Source organism: Sulfitobacter sp. 15WGC (assembly GCF_005068605.1).
Classification (GTDB): Bacteria; Pseudomonadota; Alphaproteobacteria; order Rhodobacterales; family Rhodobacteraceae; genus Sulfitobacter; species Sulfitobacter faviae.
In genome coordinates, this window is the sequence record NZ_SZNL01000004.1 from 145,655 (window position 1) to 163,031 (window position 17,377).

Annotated in this window: 18 protein-coding genes; 11 read left to right on the forward strand and 7 right to left on the reverse strand. The window is 63.5% G+C overall.

Going from position 1 to position 17,377, the window contains the following annotated elements; genetic code table 11:
* The first annotated feature begins 20 nt into the window (after window positions 1-20).
* Both FCK22_RS04975 and FCK22_RS04980 read left to right on the forward strand, forming a co-directional pair.
* A complete protein-coding gene (locus FCK22_RS04975; RefSeq protein WP_067261736.1) occupies window positions 21-665 on the forward strand; it encodes an LON peptidase substrate-binding domain-containing protein in 645 nt (214 codons plus the stop codon).
* A complete protein-coding gene (locus FCK22_RS04980) occupies window positions 662-844 on the forward strand; it encodes a Trm112 family protein (protein ID WP_067261737.1) in 183 nt (60 codons plus the stop codon). The genes FCK22_RS04975 and FCK22_RS04980 overlap by 4 nt, the downstream gene beginning before the upstream one ends.
* Before the next feature lie 15 nt (window positions 845-859).
* On the opposite strand, the gene FCK22_RS04985 is transcribed toward FCK22_RS04980, so the two are convergent.
* The gene (locus tag FCK22_RS04985) at window positions 860-2,086 is read right to left on the reverse strand and encodes an FAD-dependent oxidoreductase (protein ID WP_082851960.1); all 1,227 of its coding nucleotides are present in this window, start codon (window positions 2,084-2,086) and stop codon (window positions 860-862) included.
* Window positions 2,087-2,171: 85 nt separating this feature from the next.
* On the opposite strand from FCK22_RS04985, the gene FCK22_RS04990 reads away from it, so the two are divergent.
* The 4 genes from FCK22_RS04990 (at window position 2,172) to FCK22_RS05005 (ending at window position 8,540) form a co-directional block, all read left to right on the forward strand.
* Window positions 2,172-3,506: an amidase family protein gene (locus FCK22_RS04990; RefSeq protein WP_067261741.1), complete on the forward strand. Its 1,335-nt coding sequence runs from the start codon at window positions 2,172-2,174 to the stop codon at window positions 3,504-3,506.
* A 121-nt stretch (window positions 3,507-3,627) separates the two neighbouring features.
* Window positions 3,628-4,812 carry an aminotransferase class I/II-fold pyridoxal phosphate-dependent enzyme gene (locus tag FCK22_RS04995; protein WP_067261743.1) on the forward strand — a complete coding sequence of 395 codons (1,185 nt, stop codon included), beginning with the start codon at window positions 3,628-3,630 and terminating at the stop codon, window positions 4,810-4,812.
* A gap of 12 nt (window positions 4,813-4,824) precedes the next feature.
* On the forward strand, window positions 4,825-7,761 hold the full coding sequence (locus tag FCK22_RS05000; RefSeq protein WP_067261744.1) for a DNA translocase FtsK: 2,937 nt from the start codon (window positions 4,825-4,827) through the stop codon (window positions 7,759-7,761).
* A gap of 173 nt (window positions 7,762-7,934) precedes the next feature.
* Window positions 7,935-8,540, forward strand: a complete 606-nt coding sequence (locus FCK22_RS05005; protein ID WP_067261746.1) for an outer membrane lipoprotein carrier protein LolA — start codon at window positions 7,935-7,937, stop codon at window positions 8,538-8,540.
* Window positions 8,541-8,613: 73 nt separating this feature from the next.
* Here FCK22_RS05005 and FCK22_RS05010 read toward each other — a convergent pair whose 3' ends face one another.
* The gene (locus tag FCK22_RS05010; protein ID WP_067261748.1) at window positions 8,614-9,204 is read right to left on the reverse strand and encodes a lytic transglycosylase; all 591 of its coding nucleotides are present in this window, start codon (window positions 9,202-9,204) and stop codon (window positions 8,614-8,616) included.
* Between the two features lie 305 nt (window positions 9,205-9,509).
* On the opposite strand from FCK22_RS05010, the gene hspQ reads away from it, so the two are divergent.
* A complete protein-coding gene (hspQ, locus tag FCK22_RS05015) occupies window positions 9,510-9,836 on the forward strand; it encodes a heat shock protein HspQ (RefSeq protein WP_067261750.1) in 327 nt (108 codons plus the stop codon).
* Between the two features lie 37 nt (window positions 9,837-9,873).
* Here the strand turns inward: hspQ and FCK22_RS05020 are convergent, their stop codons facing one another.
* From FCK22_RS05020 to FCK22_RS05030, 3 genes are all read right to left on the reverse strand, one after another.
* Entirely contained in the window at window positions 9,874-11,451 is a 1,578-nt protein-coding gene (locus tag FCK22_RS05020) for a gamma-glutamyltransferase family protein (RefSeq protein WP_067266761.1), read from the reverse strand.
* A gap of 226 nt (window positions 11,452-11,677) precedes the next feature.
* Complete coding sequence (locus FCK22_RS05025) at window positions 11,678-12,142, reverse strand: ATP-binding protein (RefSeq protein ID WP_067266759.1); 465 nt, start codon at window positions 12,140-12,142, stop codon at window positions 11,678-11,680.
* Between the two features lie 4 nt (window positions 12,143-12,146).
* Window positions 12,147-12,485, reverse strand: coding sequence for an STAS domain-containing protein (locus FCK22_RS05030; protein ID WP_067266757.1), 339 nt, complete (start codon window positions 12,483-12,485; stop codon window positions 12,147-12,149).
* Window positions 12,486-12,572: 87 nt separating this feature from the next.
* Here FCK22_RS05030 and FCK22_RS05035 point away from each other — a divergent pair, with 87 nt between their 5' ends.
* The 4 genes from FCK22_RS05035 to FCK22_RS05050 all read left to right on the forward strand — a co-directional run bounded on the left by FCK22_RS05035 (window position 12,573) and on the right by FCK22_RS05050 (window position 15,810).
* The gene (locus FCK22_RS05035; RefSeq protein ID WP_067266755.1) at window positions 12,573-13,745 is read left to right on the forward strand and encodes an acetyl-CoA C-acyltransferase; all 1,173 of its coding nucleotides are present in this window, start codon (window positions 12,573-12,575) and stop codon (window positions 13,743-13,745) included.
* A gap of 72 nt (window positions 13,746-13,817) precedes the next feature.
* Window positions 13,818-14,276, forward strand: a complete 459-nt coding sequence (locus tag FCK22_RS05040; RefSeq protein ID WP_067266753.1) for a GAF domain-containing protein — start codon at window positions 13,818-13,820, stop codon at window positions 14,274-14,276.
* A gap of 49 nt (window positions 14,277-14,325) precedes the next feature.
* Entirely contained in the window at window positions 14,326-14,973 is a 648-nt protein-coding gene (locus FCK22_RS05045) for a pseudouridine synthase (RefSeq protein ID WP_067266751.1), read from the forward strand.
* Window positions 14,974-15,156: 183 nt separating this feature from the next.
* Entirely contained in the window at window positions 15,157-15,810 is a 654-nt protein-coding gene (locus FCK22_RS05050; RefSeq protein ID WP_067266749.1) for a peroxiredoxin, read from the forward strand.
* Between the two features lie 7 nt (window positions 15,811-15,817).
* Here the strand turns inward: FCK22_RS05050 and FCK22_RS05055 are convergent, their stop codons facing one another.
* Window positions 15,818-16,570 carry a glycosyltransferase family 25 protein gene (locus FCK22_RS05055; protein ID WP_067266747.1) on the reverse strand — a complete coding sequence of 251 codons (753 nt, stop codon included), beginning with the start codon at window positions 16,568-16,570 and terminating at the stop codon, window positions 15,818-15,820.
* Between the two features lie 51 nt (window positions 16,571-16,621).
* A complete protein-coding gene (locus FCK22_RS05060) occupies window positions 16,622-17,326 on the reverse strand; it encodes a glycosyltransferase (RefSeq protein WP_067266745.1) in 705 nt (234 codons plus the stop codon).
* Between the last annotated feature and the right edge of the window lie 51 nt (window positions 17,327-17,377).

A 17,377-nucleotide genomic window follows, 5' to 3' on the forward strand; every position in this document is an offset into this window, starting at 1 on the left:
GTCGCGCTAAGTCCCTTGTCATGATCAAGCCAGCAGAACTGCCCAAGACTATTGCGATCTTTCCGTTGGCAGGGGCGCTGCTGCTGCCCCGCTCGCGGTTGCCGCTGCATATCTTCGAGCCGCGCTATCTTCAGATGATCGAAGACGCGCTCAAGACCGACACGCGGTTGATCGGCATGGTCCAGCCCAACGAATTGCCCGGTCGCGACGGCCATGGGCTGCACCAGATCGGCTGCGCGGGCCGCATCACCCAGTTTTCCGAGACCGAGGATGGCCGCTATATGGTGACCCTTGGCGGCGTCTCGCGCTTTCGCGTGGTGGAGGAGATCGAGGGCTTTTCCCCCTATCGCCGCTGCGATGTGAATTGGTCGGGCTTTGACCGCGATCTGGGCGAGGATGAGGTCGACGATAGCTTTGACCGGGCGCGGTTTCTTGACCTTCTGGGGCGCTATTTCGACAGCCGCGGCCTTTCCGCCGATTGGGACACGCTGAAAGACGCCGAAGATGAGTTGCTGATCAACTCCCTGTCGATGATGCTGGAGTTCGAGGCCGAGGATAAACAGGCGCTGTTGGAGGCGCCTTCGCTGGAGACCCGGCGGGAGACATTGGTGACATTGATCGAATTCGCGATGCGCGGCGGTCAGGAAGAGGGCTTGATGCAATGACGGATGCGACCGTTCAATTCGACCGCCGGATGCTGGAGGCATTGATCTGCCCGCGCACGCAGACGACGCTGACCTATGACGCGGAAAAGCAAGAGCTGGTGTCGAAAGCTGCCAGCTTGGCCTATCCGATCCGCAACGGCATTCCCGTCATGCTGCCGGACGAAGCGCGGAGGCTGTAATGCCCCGCCGCTCCGTTACAGGGGCTTGCCACGCATCAACCGGGGCAGCTCCCCCGTCAGCCCTGCGGCTTCGCGGATAAAGGTTCGGCGCAGGCCGGGCAGGGCGTTGATCGCGGCCATGCCCATATCGCGGGCCAGCCGCAAAAGCGCATTATCGTTTGAAAACAGCCGGTTGAAACTGTCGGTCGCCAGCGCGAGGCTGGCATTGTCGAAGCGCCGCCATTCCTGATAGCGCGCGAGGACCGCGTCGTTTCCGGGGTCTTCGCCCCGGCGAACCGCATCGGCAATCACCTCGGCCAAGGCTGCCACATCGCGCAGGCCCGCGTTCAGCCCCTGACCGGCGATGGGATGCACCCCATGGGCCGCGTCGCCCAAAAGCGCCACGCGCGAAGCGGTCATGGAATGGGCCAGCGACAGGCCCAGCGGATAGCTGTAGCGCGGGCCGGTCAGCGAAAGCTCCCCCAGAAAACTGCCAAAGCGCGGGCGCAGCACCTCAAGGTATTGCGCATCCGGCAGGGCGTTGATCGCGGCGGCATTGGCGCTCGCTTCGCTCCAAACGATCAGGGAGCGGTTGCCGGTCAGCGGCAGGATCGCCAGCGGGCCGGGGGGCATGAAGAATTGATGCGCGATGCCGTGGTGCGGCTTTTCATGATCCACCACGCAGACCAGCGCCGTCTGACCATAGGACCATGCGACACGCTTGATGCCCGCGCGTTCCGCCGTGCCGCTGGCGCGGCCATCGGCCCCCACCGCCAGCCTTGCGCGTAGGGTCTTGCCGCCCTCAAGCGTCAGGGTGATGCCGGTCGGCGCCACCGTCTGCCCCGTAACGCGGGTGTCGTTCATCATCGTGATCGCCGGATCGGCGGCAGCCGCTTTCAGCAGCGCGCGGCGCAGATGGCGGTCTTCGACCATCTGACCCATCGGGCCTTCTTCGATCTCGGCATGATCGAAATGCATGAACATGGGCGAGGGGCCGGTGCCGGCACGCCCATCGGTGACCTTGATCTCAAGCATCGGCTGGGCGTCATCCGCGATGCCGGGCCAGATGCCGATGCCTTCCATTAACCTGACCGAGGTCAGCGCCAGCGCATAGGCGCGCCCATCAAAGGCGGCGTTCTCAAAGGTTTGTGCGGGCTGGGCGTCAATCACCGCCACGCGCAGTCCCGCGCGGCTGAGGGCCAAGGCAAGGGCGGGGCCATTCAGCCCACCGCCGATGATCGCGATATCGTGGTCAAAATCCATGGCCCTAGATATGACCTGCGTGCGGGGATTGTCCATGCGCCGAACGGTCGCTAGGTTCGCCAAGAACAGCGGTAAGGGGCACGACATGCAAGAATGGTTGGAAATGACGGCGGCGGATCTGGGGCGCGGGATCGCGGCGGGCGATATCGACCCTGTGGCGCTTTGTGATGCCTATCTTGATGCCATCGACGCACATCCGATGCGCGACCGTATCTATGCCCGCGTCACCCCCGACCGCGCCCGCGCCGAAGCCGCCGCGGCGGCTGAGCGTGCCCGCGACGGCCAGCGCCTGTCGCCGCTCGACGGGGTGCCGATCTCTTGGAAAGACCTCTTCGATACCGCCGGAACGGCCACCGAGGCGGGCTCCAAACTGCTGGAAGGCCGGGTGCCTGAGCGCGACGCCGAAGTGCTCGCCAGCGCGACGGCCTTGGGGCTGGTCTGCTTGGGCAAAACGCATATGAGCGAATTGGCCTTCTCGGGCCTTGGCCACAACCCCAGCACTGCGACACCGCCCTGCGTGAACGAGCCGGACAGCGTCTCGGGCGGGTCGTCCTCAGGCGCGGCGGCCTCGGTCGCCTTTGGCTTGGCGGCGGCGGCGATCGGGTCGGATACCGGCGGGTCGGTGCGCATCCCGGCGGCGTGGAACGATCTGGTGGGGCTCAAGACCACCGCGGGCCGTGTATCCCTTGCCGGGACCGTGCCGCTGGCGGCAAAGTTCGACACGGTTGGCCCGCTTTGCCGGTCGGTCGAAGATGCGGCGCTGCTGCTCGCCGCCTTGGAGGGGGGCAAGCCTGCCGATCTGCAAGAGAGCGAGTTGGAGGGCTGCCGTTTCGCGGTGCTGACCAATGTTGTCATGGATGAGCTTTCCGATGAGCCCAAGGCCGCTTTTGACGCGGCGGTGGCGCGGTTGCGAGAGGCCGGTGCCACGGTAGATGAAATCGCCGTGCCCGAAGTCGAAGAGGCGATGCCGCTGAGTTCCTGTCTCTACACCACCGAAGCCTATGGGCTATGGCGCGATGTGATCGAAGCCGACCCCGATGCCATGTTCAGCGAAATTCTTGAGCGTTTCCGGTTGGGTAAGGGATTCTCCGGCCCCGATTACGTCGCCGCTTGGGCCAAGCTCGATCTGGCGCGGGCAGGCTATGACCGGGCCGTGGCGGGCTATGACGCGGTGCTCGTGCCGACAGCACCCATGCTGCCGCCGAACATCGAACGGCTGAACAGTGATCACGACTACTACCTCGCGCAGAATCTCCTATCCTTGCGCAACACGCGAGTCGCGAATCTAATGGGGCTTTGCGCGCTTACTTTGCCGACCGATACCCCCTCTTGCGGCATTTCTCTGATGTGCGCACCGGGGGGCGAAGAACAGCTTTTGCGCCTTGGTGCAGCGGCTGAAGCGGCCCTGCGCGAGGCCTAAGAACGCACGACCGAAAAGCCACAAGGGCGGCAAAACTCCCCGGTTTTTCTGGACGGGAGAGGCGCCCTTGGGTACCTTGGGGCAAACGGGGCGCGAATGATCCCGATCCGAGGCAGTTTTGATGATGTATACCGAGCGGTTTTCGAACCTTCCGGCCCACGTGTGGCCGCGCCTGCGCGCATTGCTTGACGGGCATGAGGGCGGCGGCACGCCGATCCATATGACCATCGGCGAGCCGAAACATGCGTTTCCGGCTTGGGTGACCGATGAGATCACGAAACACGCCGCAGGGTTCAACAAATACCCGCCGAACGACGGCTCGCCCGAATTGCGCGCGGCCATCGCCGCATGGATCGTGCGGCGCTACGGGGTCGAGATGGACCCCGACAGCGAGGTGATGGCCCTGAACGGCACGCGCGAAGGGCTCTATAACGCCGTCATCGCGCTCTGCCCGCCCACCAAGAATGGGGAGAAATCGGCCATTCTGATGCCGAACCCCTTCTACCAAGTCTATATGATCGGCGCGATTTCCGGTGAAGCGGACCCGATCATGGTGCCCGCCACTGCCGAGACCGGGCATCTGCCAGATTTCGCGAGCCTGCCCGAAGAGGTGCTGCGCCGCACCACGGCGGCCTATCTCTGCTCCCCCGCCAATCCGCAGGGCGTTGTCGCCTCGCGCGATTACTGGGCCGATCTGATCGCGCTGGCCGAGAAGTATGATTTCCTGATCTTCGCCGACGAATGCTATTCCGAGATCTACCGCGACACGCCGCCTACCGGCGCGTTGGAGGTGGTCAAGGAGTTGGGCACCGACCGCAACCGCGTGGTGATCTTTCACTCGCTGTCGAAACGCTCGAACCTGCCGGGGCTGCGGTCGGGCTTTGCCGCCAGCGGGGCCGAGACGATGCGCCAGATCAAACAGTTGCGCAACTACGCGGGCGCGCCGCTGCCGCTGCCCTTGCAGCAGGCAGCCGCCGCCGTTTGGGCGGATGAGGCGCATGTGGAAGAAAACCGCGCGCTCTACCAAGAGAAATACGCCATCGCCGACCGCATCTTTGGCAATGTGCCGGGTTATGTGAGCCCGGAGGCGGGGTTCTTCCTCTGGCTTCCGGTCGAGGATGACGAGGCCGCGGCGCTGAAGCTCTGGCGCGAGACCGGCGTGCGGGTGCTGCCCGGCAGCTATCTGGCGCAGAACGTCGCCGGGGGGAACCCCGGGCAGAATTACATTCGGGTCGCCTTGGTGGCCCCAAAAGACGAAACGACGCGCGGATTGGAAGCGATCCGCGACTGTCTGTATTCGGCATAAGCGAGGGACGACATGGCATATCAGACACGGGGACGCGATCCATTGCTAGACAGCAACATGGCCGAGGCAATCGAAAAGCGCGGTCGTGAACTGCTGGGGCTGGCGCTGATCATGCTGGGCATCATGGCCGCCATGATGATCGGCAGCTACACGCCCGACGATCCCAACTGGATGGTCTCAACCGATGCGCCGGTGCAGAACTGGATGGGCCGGATCGGTGCCTCCATCGCCGCGCCGCTGTTCATGATCGTCGGTTGGGGCGCTTGGGGGATCGCCATCGTCCTGCTGTTCTGGGGCGGACGTTTCGCGCTGCATCAGGGCGATGACCGCGCGCTTGGGCGGTTGATCTTTGCGCCTATCGCCGTGGCACTTGGCGCGATCTACGCCGCGACACTGGCCCCCGGTCAGGAATGGTTGCTGACCCATAGCTTCGGTCTGGGCGGGCTGTTTGGCGATACCGTCATGGGCGCGCTGCTGACGATCCTGCCCATCGGCTCGACCCTGACGGTCAAGCTGATGTCGCTTTTGATGGGGGTCGCAATTCTCGCGTTGGGCGCCTTCGTCTTGGGCTTTACCAAGGCCGAGCTGTTCCGCATTGCGCGGTTCCTGCTGGTCGGTCTGATCATGGCCTATGCCGGGCTGATGACCCTTCTGGGCCGTGGGGCCAATGGGGCCGTCGTCGCCGCGCAGAACCTCTCGGCCCGTCAGGCCGAACGTCGTGAGCGCCGCCGTCAGGAAGCCGAAGACGCCGAAGCCTGGGCCGCGCAGGAAGCCGAGCAGAGCTATGCCGCTGAGCACGCTCCGGTGGCCGAGCCGGAAGCCGAACCGCGCAGCCTGTTCGGTCGGATGCCCGGGCTGATCAAACGGCCCGAACCCGAAGACGACTTGCCCGAGCCGGAACTGATCGAGACCTACAGCGACGCCATCGTGGATGAGACACCGGGCGAAGAGCGCATCAAAAGCAAAATCGCCGATGTCATCAAAAACCGCGTGCGTCATGCCAATGCGATCCACACGCCGACGACCGCGCCCTTGACCAAGGGCCGGGGCCGTGGGCCGGACCCGTTGGTGCTGAACACCAGCCAGCCTGCCGCCCAGCCCGCCGGGCTGCGTGCGGAACCGCCCCTGACCGCCGAACCGGCCACCCTGCGCCCCGAGCCGCTGCTGCGCAGGCCGCAGGCCCAGCCCACGCCCGCCCCGACGCCTGAGCCGATGGTTCAGGAGCCGGCAGCGCAAGCGCCGATGGCCGCGCCCTACGAAGACACTGTGGCGTCTGAGACCCTGCCGTTGCAGCAGGCGCCCGCGCCTGAGGCGATGAAAATCCCCGTGGCGGAGCCGCGCAAAGTGGTGCAACAGCCCGCCCGCAAACCCGTCCAGCCCTCGAAACAGGCACAGGTCGAAGCGCAGCCCACCCTGACCTTCGACGACACGCACCCCGGTTTCGAACTGCCGCCGCTGAGCCTTCTGGAAAGCCCCGAGAGCGTGCAGCGCCTGCACCTGAGCGACGAGGCGTTGGAGGAGAACGCGCGGATGCTGGAAACCGTGCTCGACGACTACGGCGTGAAGGGTGAGATCGTCGCCGTGCGCCCCGGCCCCGTCGTCACCATGTACGAACTCGAACCCGCGCCCGGTCTCAAGGCCAGCCGCGTGATCGGTCTTGCGGATGACATCGCCCGCTCCATGGCAGCCCTTTCGGCGCGTGTCTCCACCGTGCCGGGCCGCTCGGTGATCGGCATCGAACTGCCCAACGAGAACCGCGAGAAGGTGATCCTGCGCGAGATCCTCTCCAGCCGCGACTTCGGCGACGGCAACCACCGCCTGCCGCTGGCGCTCGGCAAGGACATCGGCGGCGACCCGGTTGTGGCCAACCTCGCCAAGATGCCGCACCTGCTGATCGCGGGGACCACCGGCTCGGGTAAATCCGTGGCAATCAACACGATGATCCTGTCGCTGCTCTACAAGCTGACGCCGGAAGAATGCCGGATGATCATGATCGACCCCAAGATGTTGGAACTTTCGGTCTATGACGGCATCCCGCATCTGCTGAGCCCGGTCGTCACCGACCCCAAGAAGGCCGTCGTGGCGCTGAAATGGGTCGTGGGCGAGATGGAAGAGCGCTATCGCAAGATGTCCAAGATGGGCGTGCGCAACATCGAAGGCTACAACGGCCGCGTCCGCGAAGCGCTGGCCAAGGGCGAGATGTTCTCGCGCACCGTGCAGACCGGTTTCGATGAAGACACCGGCGAGCCGATCTTTGAGACCGAGGAAAACACCCCCGAGGCGCTGCCCTATATCGTCGTCATCGTCGACGAGATGGCCGACCTGATGATGGTCGCGGGCAAGGAGATTGAGGCCTGCATCCAGCGTCTGGCACAGATGGCGCGGGCCTCCGGCATCCACCTGATCATGGCCACGCAGCGCCCCTCGGTCGATGTGATCACCGGCACGATCAAAGCGAACTTCCCCACGCGGATTTCCTTCCAAGTGACATCGAAAATCGACAGCCGCACGATCTTGGGCGAAATGGGCGCCGAGCAACTCTTGGGCATGGGCGACATGCTGTATATGGCAGGCGGGGCCAAGATCACCCGCTGCCACGGCCCCTTCGTCAGCGACGAAGAGGTCGAAGAGATCGTCAACCACCTCAAGCAATTCGGCGAGCCGGATTATGTCTCGGGCGTGGTCGAAGGGCCGTCCGAGGATAAGGAAAGCAACATCGACGCGGTGTTGGGCCTTGGCGGCAATACCGATAGCGAAGACGCACTTTATGACACCGCCGTGCAGGTGGTGATCAAAGACCGCAAATGCTCCACCTCCTACATCCAACGCAAACTGGCGATCGGCTATAACAAAGCCGCGCGTCTGGTCGAGCAGATGGAGGAAGAGGGGCTGGTCTCACCGGCGAACCACGTTGGCAAGCGTGAGATTCTGGTGCCGGAACAGGCATAGGGCGACTTCTCCCCCCCTCTCGGGGACGACAATCAGAAACACCGCCGGGCCACCCTCCCGGCGGTGTTTTTTTTATGGGGCAGGGCAGGCGATAGCGAAAAACCGCGCCCTGATATCGAATATCACGCCCGCCCGCCCTATGTCAGAACGTGAGGCAACACAGGACGAACAACATGCGTAAACTTACTTCTGCGATTCTGGCGGTTGGACTGGCCGTATCGGCCCCCCTCGCGGCGGCGGCGCAGCAACTGTCGCTGAATGAGATTTCGGGCTATCTGAACCAGCTTCGCACCGCCGAGGGCGACTTTACCCAGATCAACGACGACGGGTCGATCAGCACGGGCACGATCTATATCAAACGCCCCGGCAAGGTACGTTTCGAATATAACGCGCCGGATTCCGGGCTGGTTGTCGCGGGGGCGAATACGGTCGTGATCTACGACAAGAAGTCGAACCAACCGGCTGAGACCTATCCGCTGGCGCGAACACCGCTGTCGATCATCTTGGCCGACAACGTCAATCTGGGCCGCGCCAAGATGGTGACAGGCCACAGCTATGACGGCACCGCCACCACGGTCACGGCCCAAGACCCCGCCAACCCGCAGTATGGCAACATCCAGATGAAGTTCACAGGCAATCCGGTGCAGCTGCGTCAGTGGATCATCAATGATGGCAACGGCAGCGCCACGACCGTTGTGCTGGGTGACATGCAGGTGGGGGGCAATATCTCTAACAGCCTGTTCGACACCGCGGGCGCACGGGCAGGCGGCAGACGCTAAGCGGACCTTTAGAAACAAAAAAAAACGCCCCGGCGGATCAGGCCGGGGCGTTTTGCATTGGAGTAGGGCGGGTTTACCAGCGGCCCAGACGGCAACCGGCGATCTGCCGTTGATAGAGTTTGGCGCGGGAATCGACCTTGCCCGCGACCCCGACCAGCCACGCCTTGCTGTTGTAGCTCTTGCGGGCAAAACCGGTGTGGCCCTCGTGATAGGCGAGGTATTGGTTGCGGGCGTCATGCAGCGAGACGCCGTTCCGCTCCCGCGTCAGGTTCATGTACCAGCCCATGAAATCGCTCGCGTCGCGAATCCGGTCGCGTTTGGCGCGCCAGCGGCCCTCGGATTCCAGATACTCATCCCATGTCGCGTCCAAAGCCTGGGAATAGCCAAAGGCGCTGGATTGGCGGCCCATCGGGATCACCCCCAGCACATATTTGAACGGCGTCCGGGCATCCGCCACGAATTTGCTCTCTTGGTGGATGGTGGCCATTTGAACGTGGATGGGGACACCCCATTTCCGCTCGGTCGCGCGGAATGCGCGCAGGTAGTCGGGGTGATCTTTCAGGATCGTGCAGGCGTTATCCAGATCACGTGGGGCCGTTTGAGGCCCGCTGCCGCAGGATGCCACCAGCAGTACGATCATCATTGCGCAAAAATGCTTGCTCATCTGCCTCTCGCCTCTCGTTTTTGTTAGGGGACGTTTTTTCGAAGGAGTTTAACCGATTCACCCTCACCATCACATCACTAAATTGGGAAAATGCGCGGCGGGCTGGGCGGTATTGCGCTGACTGCGAAGCCCCGCGCAGGCGGTATTTCGCAGGAGGCTGGCAAAGCAGTTGCGCCCCCGGGCGGTGGGCTGCCGCAAACCCACTGTCGGCGCGGCGTTCACAGTCTGTTTCCCCGTGCAGAGCCGCTGTGATTGGACAAAAGCCCCTTGAAAGGGCTACCGTCGAGGGGTAGGGGCAGCATGTTATGATACGAACACGCGCAAAATATCACCTCGGGCAGATTGTCCGTCACAAGAAGCATCCCTTTCGGGGCGTGATTTTTGACGTCGACCCGGAATTCGCCAACACCGAAGAATGGTATGAGGCGATTCCCGAAGAGAACCGGCCGGTGAAAGATCAGCCATTCTATCATCTCTTGGCCGAGAACGATCAGAGCTACTATGTGGCCTATGTGTCCGAGCAGAACCTCGTGGCCGATTATTCGGGGGAGCCTGTGGACCACCCCGATATCCCCGATCTGTTCGGCCCCTTCACCGATGGTGCCTATCCGCTGCATTTCCAGATGAACTAAGCCCGGCGGGCCGTTTGCCGCCCGCCCAAGCGTTTCATCAATAGCCCAAAGCGCAGCCGTCCTTGCGCGGATCGCTCGCGCCTTCCAGCACGCCATCTTCGCGGATGCGGATCGCCTGCGCCCCGCCGATCGCCGTTTCGGGCACTTCGACCCTATGACCCAGATCGCTCAAGCTTTGGCGCACGTCGTCGCCAAAGCCGCGTTCGACCTTCATCACCTGCCCATCGGCAAAGGCGCGGGGTGCGTCGATGGCGCTTTGCACATCCATGTCGAAATCGGTGAGGTTCGAGGCAAAGCGCGCATGGCCGCAGGGCTGATAGGCCCCGCCCATCACGCCAAAGGGCATGGTCACCCGGCCATTCTCGCGGATCATGCCGGGGATGATCGTATGCATCGGGCGTTTGCCGCCTTTCAGCTCATTCGGGTGGCCTTCCTCCAATGTGAAACCCGCGCCACGGTTTTGCAGCAGGATGCCGAACTTGTCCGAGGCGATGCCAGAACCGAAGCCGTGGAAGATCGAATAGATGAGCGAGACCGACATGCCGTCGCCGTCGACCACGGTGATATAGATCGTGTCTTTATGCACCGCCTCGCTGATCGGGGCGGCGGCGGCCATGGCGCGTTTGGGGTCGATCAGGGCCGCAAGGGCGCGGGCGGTCTCAGGCGCCAGCATGTGCTCAAGCCGCGTGGTGTGGTCCGGGTCGGCCAAAAAGCGGTTGCGCGCGTCATAGGCCAGCTTGGTCGCCTCGGCTTCGATATGCAGCCGCTCGGCCCCCAGCGGGTCCATCCCGGCGATGTCGAAGTGATCGAGGATATTCATCAGCAACAGGGCGGTCGCCCCTTGGCCGTTGGGCGGATGTTCGACCACTTCGAGGTCTTTGTACTGGCCGGACACGGGCGTCGTGACCTCGGCGCGGGCCTTGGCGAAATCCTCGGCGCTGTGGCTGCCGCCTGCGGCTTGCAGGGTGGCGATCATGTCCTCGGCGATCTCTCCGGTGTAGAAGGCATCGCGGCCCTGCGCGGCCACGCGGCGCAGCACTTCGGCCTGTCCCGGCGCGCGGAAGATGTCGCCGGTGCGGGGCGTTTTTCCGTTGATGAGGAAGTGATCCCGCGCGCGCCCCTGAAGGGTGCCGCCATCGGTGGCCCAGTCAAAGGCCACGCGCGGGGCGACGGGCACCCCCGCCTCGGCGTAGTGGATCGCAGGGGCGAGCAGGGCGTCCAACCCCAGTTTGCCGGTGCTTTCGGAGAGGTGGCAGAAGGCGTCGATGGCCGTAGGGATCGTCACGGCATCCGCCGAGCGGAGCGGCACCGTCTTTTCGCCCTTGTCCCGCAATTTCGCGGAATCCAGCGCCGCTGGCGCGCAGCCGGACCCGTTGAGGGCATGGACCTCCTCGCTCCCCGCCGGGGAGTAGAGCACGAAACAGTCGCCGCCGATCCCGGTCATCTGCGGCTCGCAAATGCCGAGCAACACCGCCCCGGCGATGGCCGCGTCCATCGCGTTGCCGCCCCGCGCAAGTATATCGACCGCCGCCCGCGCGGCCAGCGGATGCGATGTGGCGCAGATGCCGTTGGTGGCCAAGACCGGTGACCGGCCGGGAAGGTGAAAATCGCGCATGTGCTGCCCCTCGCTGAATTACGTCAGCGTGACCCTAGACGGAGATCTCGGTTCTGCCAATGCGGGGGAAAGTTCCTCGGCACCGCGTACTGGGTGGGGGCTATTAAACACGGCACCGAGGGAAGCCATATGCAGCTACAGCCCCGTTTATGACCGGCAACCAAGGCACAATTGTGATCCCAGCGGGGCCGTATTGGGAAATATGCGGGACGCGCTGCCGTAGGTGTTAACGCGGCGGTAACCCAACCGGGAGCCGCAGGTCGATCCGGTTCTCTTGCGCCAAGCGGCGATAGGTCAGGTCTTTCGCCAGATCGCGGATCAGGAACCAGCCAAAGCCGCCTTCGGGCAGGTCGCAAACCGGGCGGTCGATCTCTTGCGGCAGGCCCAAGGGCGCTTGCAGGTCGGGCATCGGCAGCCCTTCGTCCGACACGGCAAGGTGCAGGCCGTCGGGCGCGTGATGGCAGGCGATATGGATGGGGCCGGGGTGGTGCGGGTCGGGGTAGGCGTGTTCGACGATATTGTTCAGCATTTCGGCGACCACCAAACGCACCACGCAGACCTCCTCGGCCCCGAGCGAAAGGCAGGAGAGCGCGTCCAGCAAAAGCGTGAGCGCCTCCCGCGCGGCCTGCGGGCCGCTGTAAACGGTGATCTCGAACGGGCAGAGCGCGGACCGCGCGGCGGAGAGCCGCATGGCGCTATTCTCGATGCGCGGTAAGGGCGGCGTCAAGCGTGTGGAAGATGCCAAAGACCCTATCCATCCGGGTGAGGGTAAAGACCTTTTCCACCGCCGGGGTCAGCCCGGCCAGCACCAGCGCGCGCTGCGGCGCCAGATGTTTCATCGCCGCCACGATCGCGCCCAAACCGCTGGAATCAATGAAATTGACCCGGTGCAAATCAAGGATCACCACCGGCGGCGCATGGGCCGCGGCGCGGCGCAGCGCATCCTTGAACTCCAGCGCCGCGGCGGCGTCGATCCGGTCATGCAGCACGCTGACCACGCAAAAGCGGTCTTCTGTTTTGGCGGAAACTTCCATAGACATGCCCCGAGACTTTGAAGTTCGAGACGTGATTAACCGTAAAACCTTACCAACTGGTATGCGGTGCAACTCTAGGAGAACGTGATGCGCAATGTCGTGATAACCGGTGCAGCCAGAACCCCGATGGGCGGTTTTCAGGGGGCCTTTGAGGGGCTGACCGCCGCGGAATTGGGCGGCAGCGCGATCAAGGCGGCCTTGGGCAAGACGGATCCTGCCGAGGTGCAAGAGGTGCTGATGGGCTGCGTTCTGCCCGCAGGCCAGGGCCAAGCCCCCGCGCGGCAGGCCGGGTTCAAGGCCGGTCTGAGCGAAGAGGTGCCCGCCACGACGCTGAACAAAATGTGCGGCTCGGGCATGAAGGCGGCGATGATGGCCTTTGACCAGATCGCGCTTGGCCAGACCGATGTGATGGTCGCGGGTGGCATGGAGAGCATGACCAACGCGCCCTATGTTCTGCCCAAGATGCGCGGCGGCGCGCGGCTGGGGCATGGGCAGGTGATCGACCACATGTTCCTCGACGGGTTGGAAGACGCCTATGACAAGGGCCGCCTGATGGGCACCTTTGCCGAGGATTGCGCCGAACGCTTCCAGTTCACCCGCGAGACGCAGGACGACTATGCGCTGGCCTCGCTGTCGCGCGCCATCGAGGCGCAGGAGGGCGGTGCCTTTGAAGATGAGATCGCCCCGGTCGAGGTGAGGTCGCGCCGCGGCAGCACCACGGTCAGCGCCGACGAACAGCCTGCCAGCGCCCGGCCCGAAAAGATCCCCCAGCTAAAACCGGCCTTCCGCGAGGGCGGCACGGTGACGGCGGCGAATTCCTCGTCGATTTCCGATGGGGCGGCGGCGCTGGTGCTGGCGGATGAGGAGACTGCCAAGACCCGCGGCCAGACCATCCGCGCCCGCATCGTCGGCCACGCCAGTCATGCCCAAGCGCCGGGGCTGTTCACCACGGCACCCGTCCCCGCGGCACAGAAACTGCTGGAGCGGATCGGCTGGAAGAAAGAGGATGTCGATCTGTGGGAGGTCAACGAAGCCTTCGCCGTCGTGCCGCTGGCTTTCATGCATGAGATGGACCTCTCCCATGATATCGTGAACGTCAACGGCGGCGCCTGCGCGCTTGGCCATCCCATCGGTGCCTCGGGCGCGCGGATCATGGTGACCCTGCTGAATGCGCTGGAAAAACGCGGGCTGAAACGCGGTGTCGCGGCGATCTGCATTGGCGGCGGCGAGGGCACGGCCATCGCGATCGAACGCCCCTGAGCTCTCGGGCCATTTAACCTATTGCAGGGGGCGGCCTGCCTCCCTTTTTCCGTCTGCAATAAGAGTATCGCCATGACCGTCGACTACCAAACCCTTGCCAAAACCATCGCCGCCCTGACCGAGGGCGAAGACGATGCCGTGGCCCTGATGGCCACCATCGCCTGCGAGGTGCATCACGCGGATGACCGCTTTGACTGGACCGGCTTTTACCGGGTGACCGCGCCCGACTTGTTGAAGATCGGCCCCTATCAGGGCGGGCACGGCTGCCTCGTAATCCCCTTTTCGCGCGGGGTCTGCGGGGCCGCGGCGCGTACGGGCGAGGTGCAATTGGTCGAGGATGTCGACGCCTTTCCGGGCCATATCGCCTGCGCCTCCTCGACACGTTCGGAATTGGTTCTGCCGGTCTGGAGCGGCGCGGGGGAGTTGCTGGGGGTTTTTGACATCGACAGCGACCAGCCAAACGCCTTCACGCAAGCGGATGCCGATGCGCTGAGCGCGATCCTCAAGGATAGTTTCGCCGCCGTCGCCTGACGGCATCGCCCCCGCTTGATCCGCGGGGCTGCATCTGCGAGGGGGAGCCATGGATAGCGAATATAACCCGCCGCAGGACCCATTGGTCATTCTGCATGAAGATGCCGAAGTTCTGCTGGTCGACAAACCTTCAGGGCTGCTCAGCGTGCCGGGCAAGGGCGAACATCTGGCCGATTGCCTGATCACGCGGGTGCAGGCGGTCTTTCCCCAAGCGCTGCTGGTGCACCGGCTCGATCGCGACACCTCGGGCGTGATGATCTTTGCCCTGACGCCCCATGCGCAGCGTCACCTTGGGTTGCAGTTCGAAAAGCGCATGACCCGCAAGACCTATGTCGCGCGGGTCTGGGGCGTGCCTGCGGAGAAATCCGGCAGTGTCGATCTGCCGCTGATCGTCGATTGGCCCAACCGCCCCCGGCAGATGGTCTGCCATGAGACTGGCAAGCCTGCGCAGACCGATTGGAAGATGGTCAAGAACGATGGGGAGACTGCCCGCCTTCGGCTTTTCCCCAAGACCGGGCGCAGCCATCAGCTGCGCGTGCATATGCTGGCGCTTGGGCATCCGATTTTGGGCGACCCTTTCTATGCCACGGGGCCCGCGCGGGATTTTCCGCGGTTGATGCTGCATAGCGAGGAATTGCGGTTCAATCATCCGCAGGGTGGCGCATCGACGAAGGTGCGGGCCAAGGCGCCTTTCTGAGCTGCGCTCCGTGCCCGGCCTTGCGCCGTGAGGTGGGGGCGGGATTGGTATTTGAGAAAGGATGAAGGGGAAGGGGCCGTGGCGCTGCGGTGAAGTTGGGCTTTGTGGCGATCGGGGGGTGAAACCGGTGGGGTTTGCGATTACCTCTGACCTATCTGTTCACAGATTGACCCGGAGGATATCATGGGCTTGCGTATCAACGACACTATTCCCGATCTTACAGTCGAAACCGATCAGGGCAGTTTTTCCCTGCATGACTTCGTCGGTGACAATTGGGCGATCCTGTTCTCCCATCCCAAGGATTTCACCCCTGTTTGCACCACCGAGTTCGGCGCCGTGGCGCTGCTTTCCGAGGAATGGGAAAAGCGCGGCACCAAAGTGATTGGCGTCAGTGTCGACGGTGTTGAAGAGCATAAGAAGTGGAAGGGCGATATCGAGAAGGTTGCAGGGGCCGAGGCCGGTTTCCCGATCATCGCGGATGCGGGGCTGGAGGTGTCGAAAGCCTTTGATATGCTGCCCGCCGAAGCCTATTTGCCCGATGGCCGCACGCCTAATGACAGCGCCACGGTGCGATCGGTTTTCATCATCGGGCCGGATAAGCAGTTGAAGCTGAGCATGACCTATCCGATGAACGTGGGCCGGAACTTTGCAGAGGTTCTGCGGGCTTTGGACGGGTTGCAGACGGCGGCGAAGAACGCTGTGGCGACGCCTGCGGATTGGCAGGTGGGTGAGGATGTGATCATCCCCGCGACGGTGTCGGATGAGGACGCCAAGGCGAAGTTCGGGGCGTTTGAGACGGTGTTGCCCTATTTGCGCAAAGCGCAGCTGCCGGGCTGACCTGCCCTTAGCGATGGCTAAGCTTATGGGCGAAGGCCATCGCTTTTTCATGCAGCAACCTACGCTGTTTGCGCAGGCCATAGAGGGGGGAACGCCGGAATTGCCCTCTGTTTCCTCCAGAACGAGCGGAAATGTCACTGTCGAACCGGCCCGCCGTGACGAGGCTTTGGGCTGTGGCAAGCCCCATGTCGGAGCGCGTCAGCACCTGTCTGAGCATGTTATCCGCAGGGCAGAAGATAGGTTCGGAGGCGGCGAGGAAGGCCTCGGCCCCGGCACGGTTCCAGATCAGCGCGTGGGCGAGCATCGGAAAGTAATGGGCGCGGAGCAGCGGCACGCCTGCGACTTTGGCCATGGGGCTGGTGATTTTCAGGCGTGTCGCGCCCAGATTTACACAGTGCCAATCGGTGCGGGGGCGCAGCCATTCTATCAGCTCTGGCACGACGGTTCTGAATGTGGGTTCCAGGGCGATGTCATCTTCGAAGACGAAACCAAGTTCATCGCCGCTCTCTAGGAAGGCGGCGGCGGCGCGTTGGTGCGAGACGTAGCAGCCGACCTCGCCTTGGGTCATCGACCGGCCCATGAAACGTCGGGCTTTGCGATCGTCATAGGGGGCGAATTGGGCCAGATCGATCTCGCGCCCGTCGAAGGCATCCACGCGGACGGCTTCGATCTGTGCGGTGTCCAGTTCGGCCTTCGCACTGTCCAGTCGCTGGGGGGAGGCGGCCAGATTGATGACGAATCCCTTCGGGCGCTGTGGCATCGTTATGACCTCATTCCTGCGGCGCGCGGGGCGATGACAGGCTTATACGGGTTAAACTTTGGGGGTGGGCCGCCCGCGCAGCCAGTTCTTGAACCGTTTGAAGGCGGAGGGCGGTTTGTGGGCGACGCTGACAAACCCAATGTGCTGGCAAGCGCCGGGTTTCAGGAAAGCGGTGAATTTACCCTGTTTGCGCAATTGGCGCGAGATGTGGCTTTCGCGTTTGAAACCGCTGAAGCCGCCGACCTCTTTCCAAAGGGAAATCGGGGCCAGATGCGGATTAAAAGTATAGCCGTACCATTTGGGGCTGAGCGCATCCATCCGCGCATAGGGGATGCCGGCGCATTCTTCGGTGACGATCTGGGCGCGAGCCGCATCTTCGATGAAGAAGTTATCAGTGTCGCGGAAACAGACCGAAGAGACATCGGGATGGGCCTCTAGCAGGCGCAGGGCGTCATCTAAAAAATCGTGGCGGGTGAACTCCCAATCGTCTTCCATGTGAAAGACATAAGGCGTGCGCACCTTGGCATACATGGCGTCGACGGCGGGGTGGTGGCCGACCTGTTTGCCCAGATCGATGCGCTGCCCATGAGGGCAGAGCCGGTCGAAGACCGCGCTGGTTTCGGCATCGCCGAAGTCGTTGATGCCAATGATCGGCAGCTTGCGCAGCTCCGGGCCGAGGCTTTCGAGTGTTTGTTGCAAGACATCGGGGCGCAGCCCCATGGTGATGCAAATCGTGACCAGATTTTCTGCGCGCATGTCTCGTACTGCCCCAAGGGGAAGCTGCGGACCCCCGGTGAGGGTCCGCAG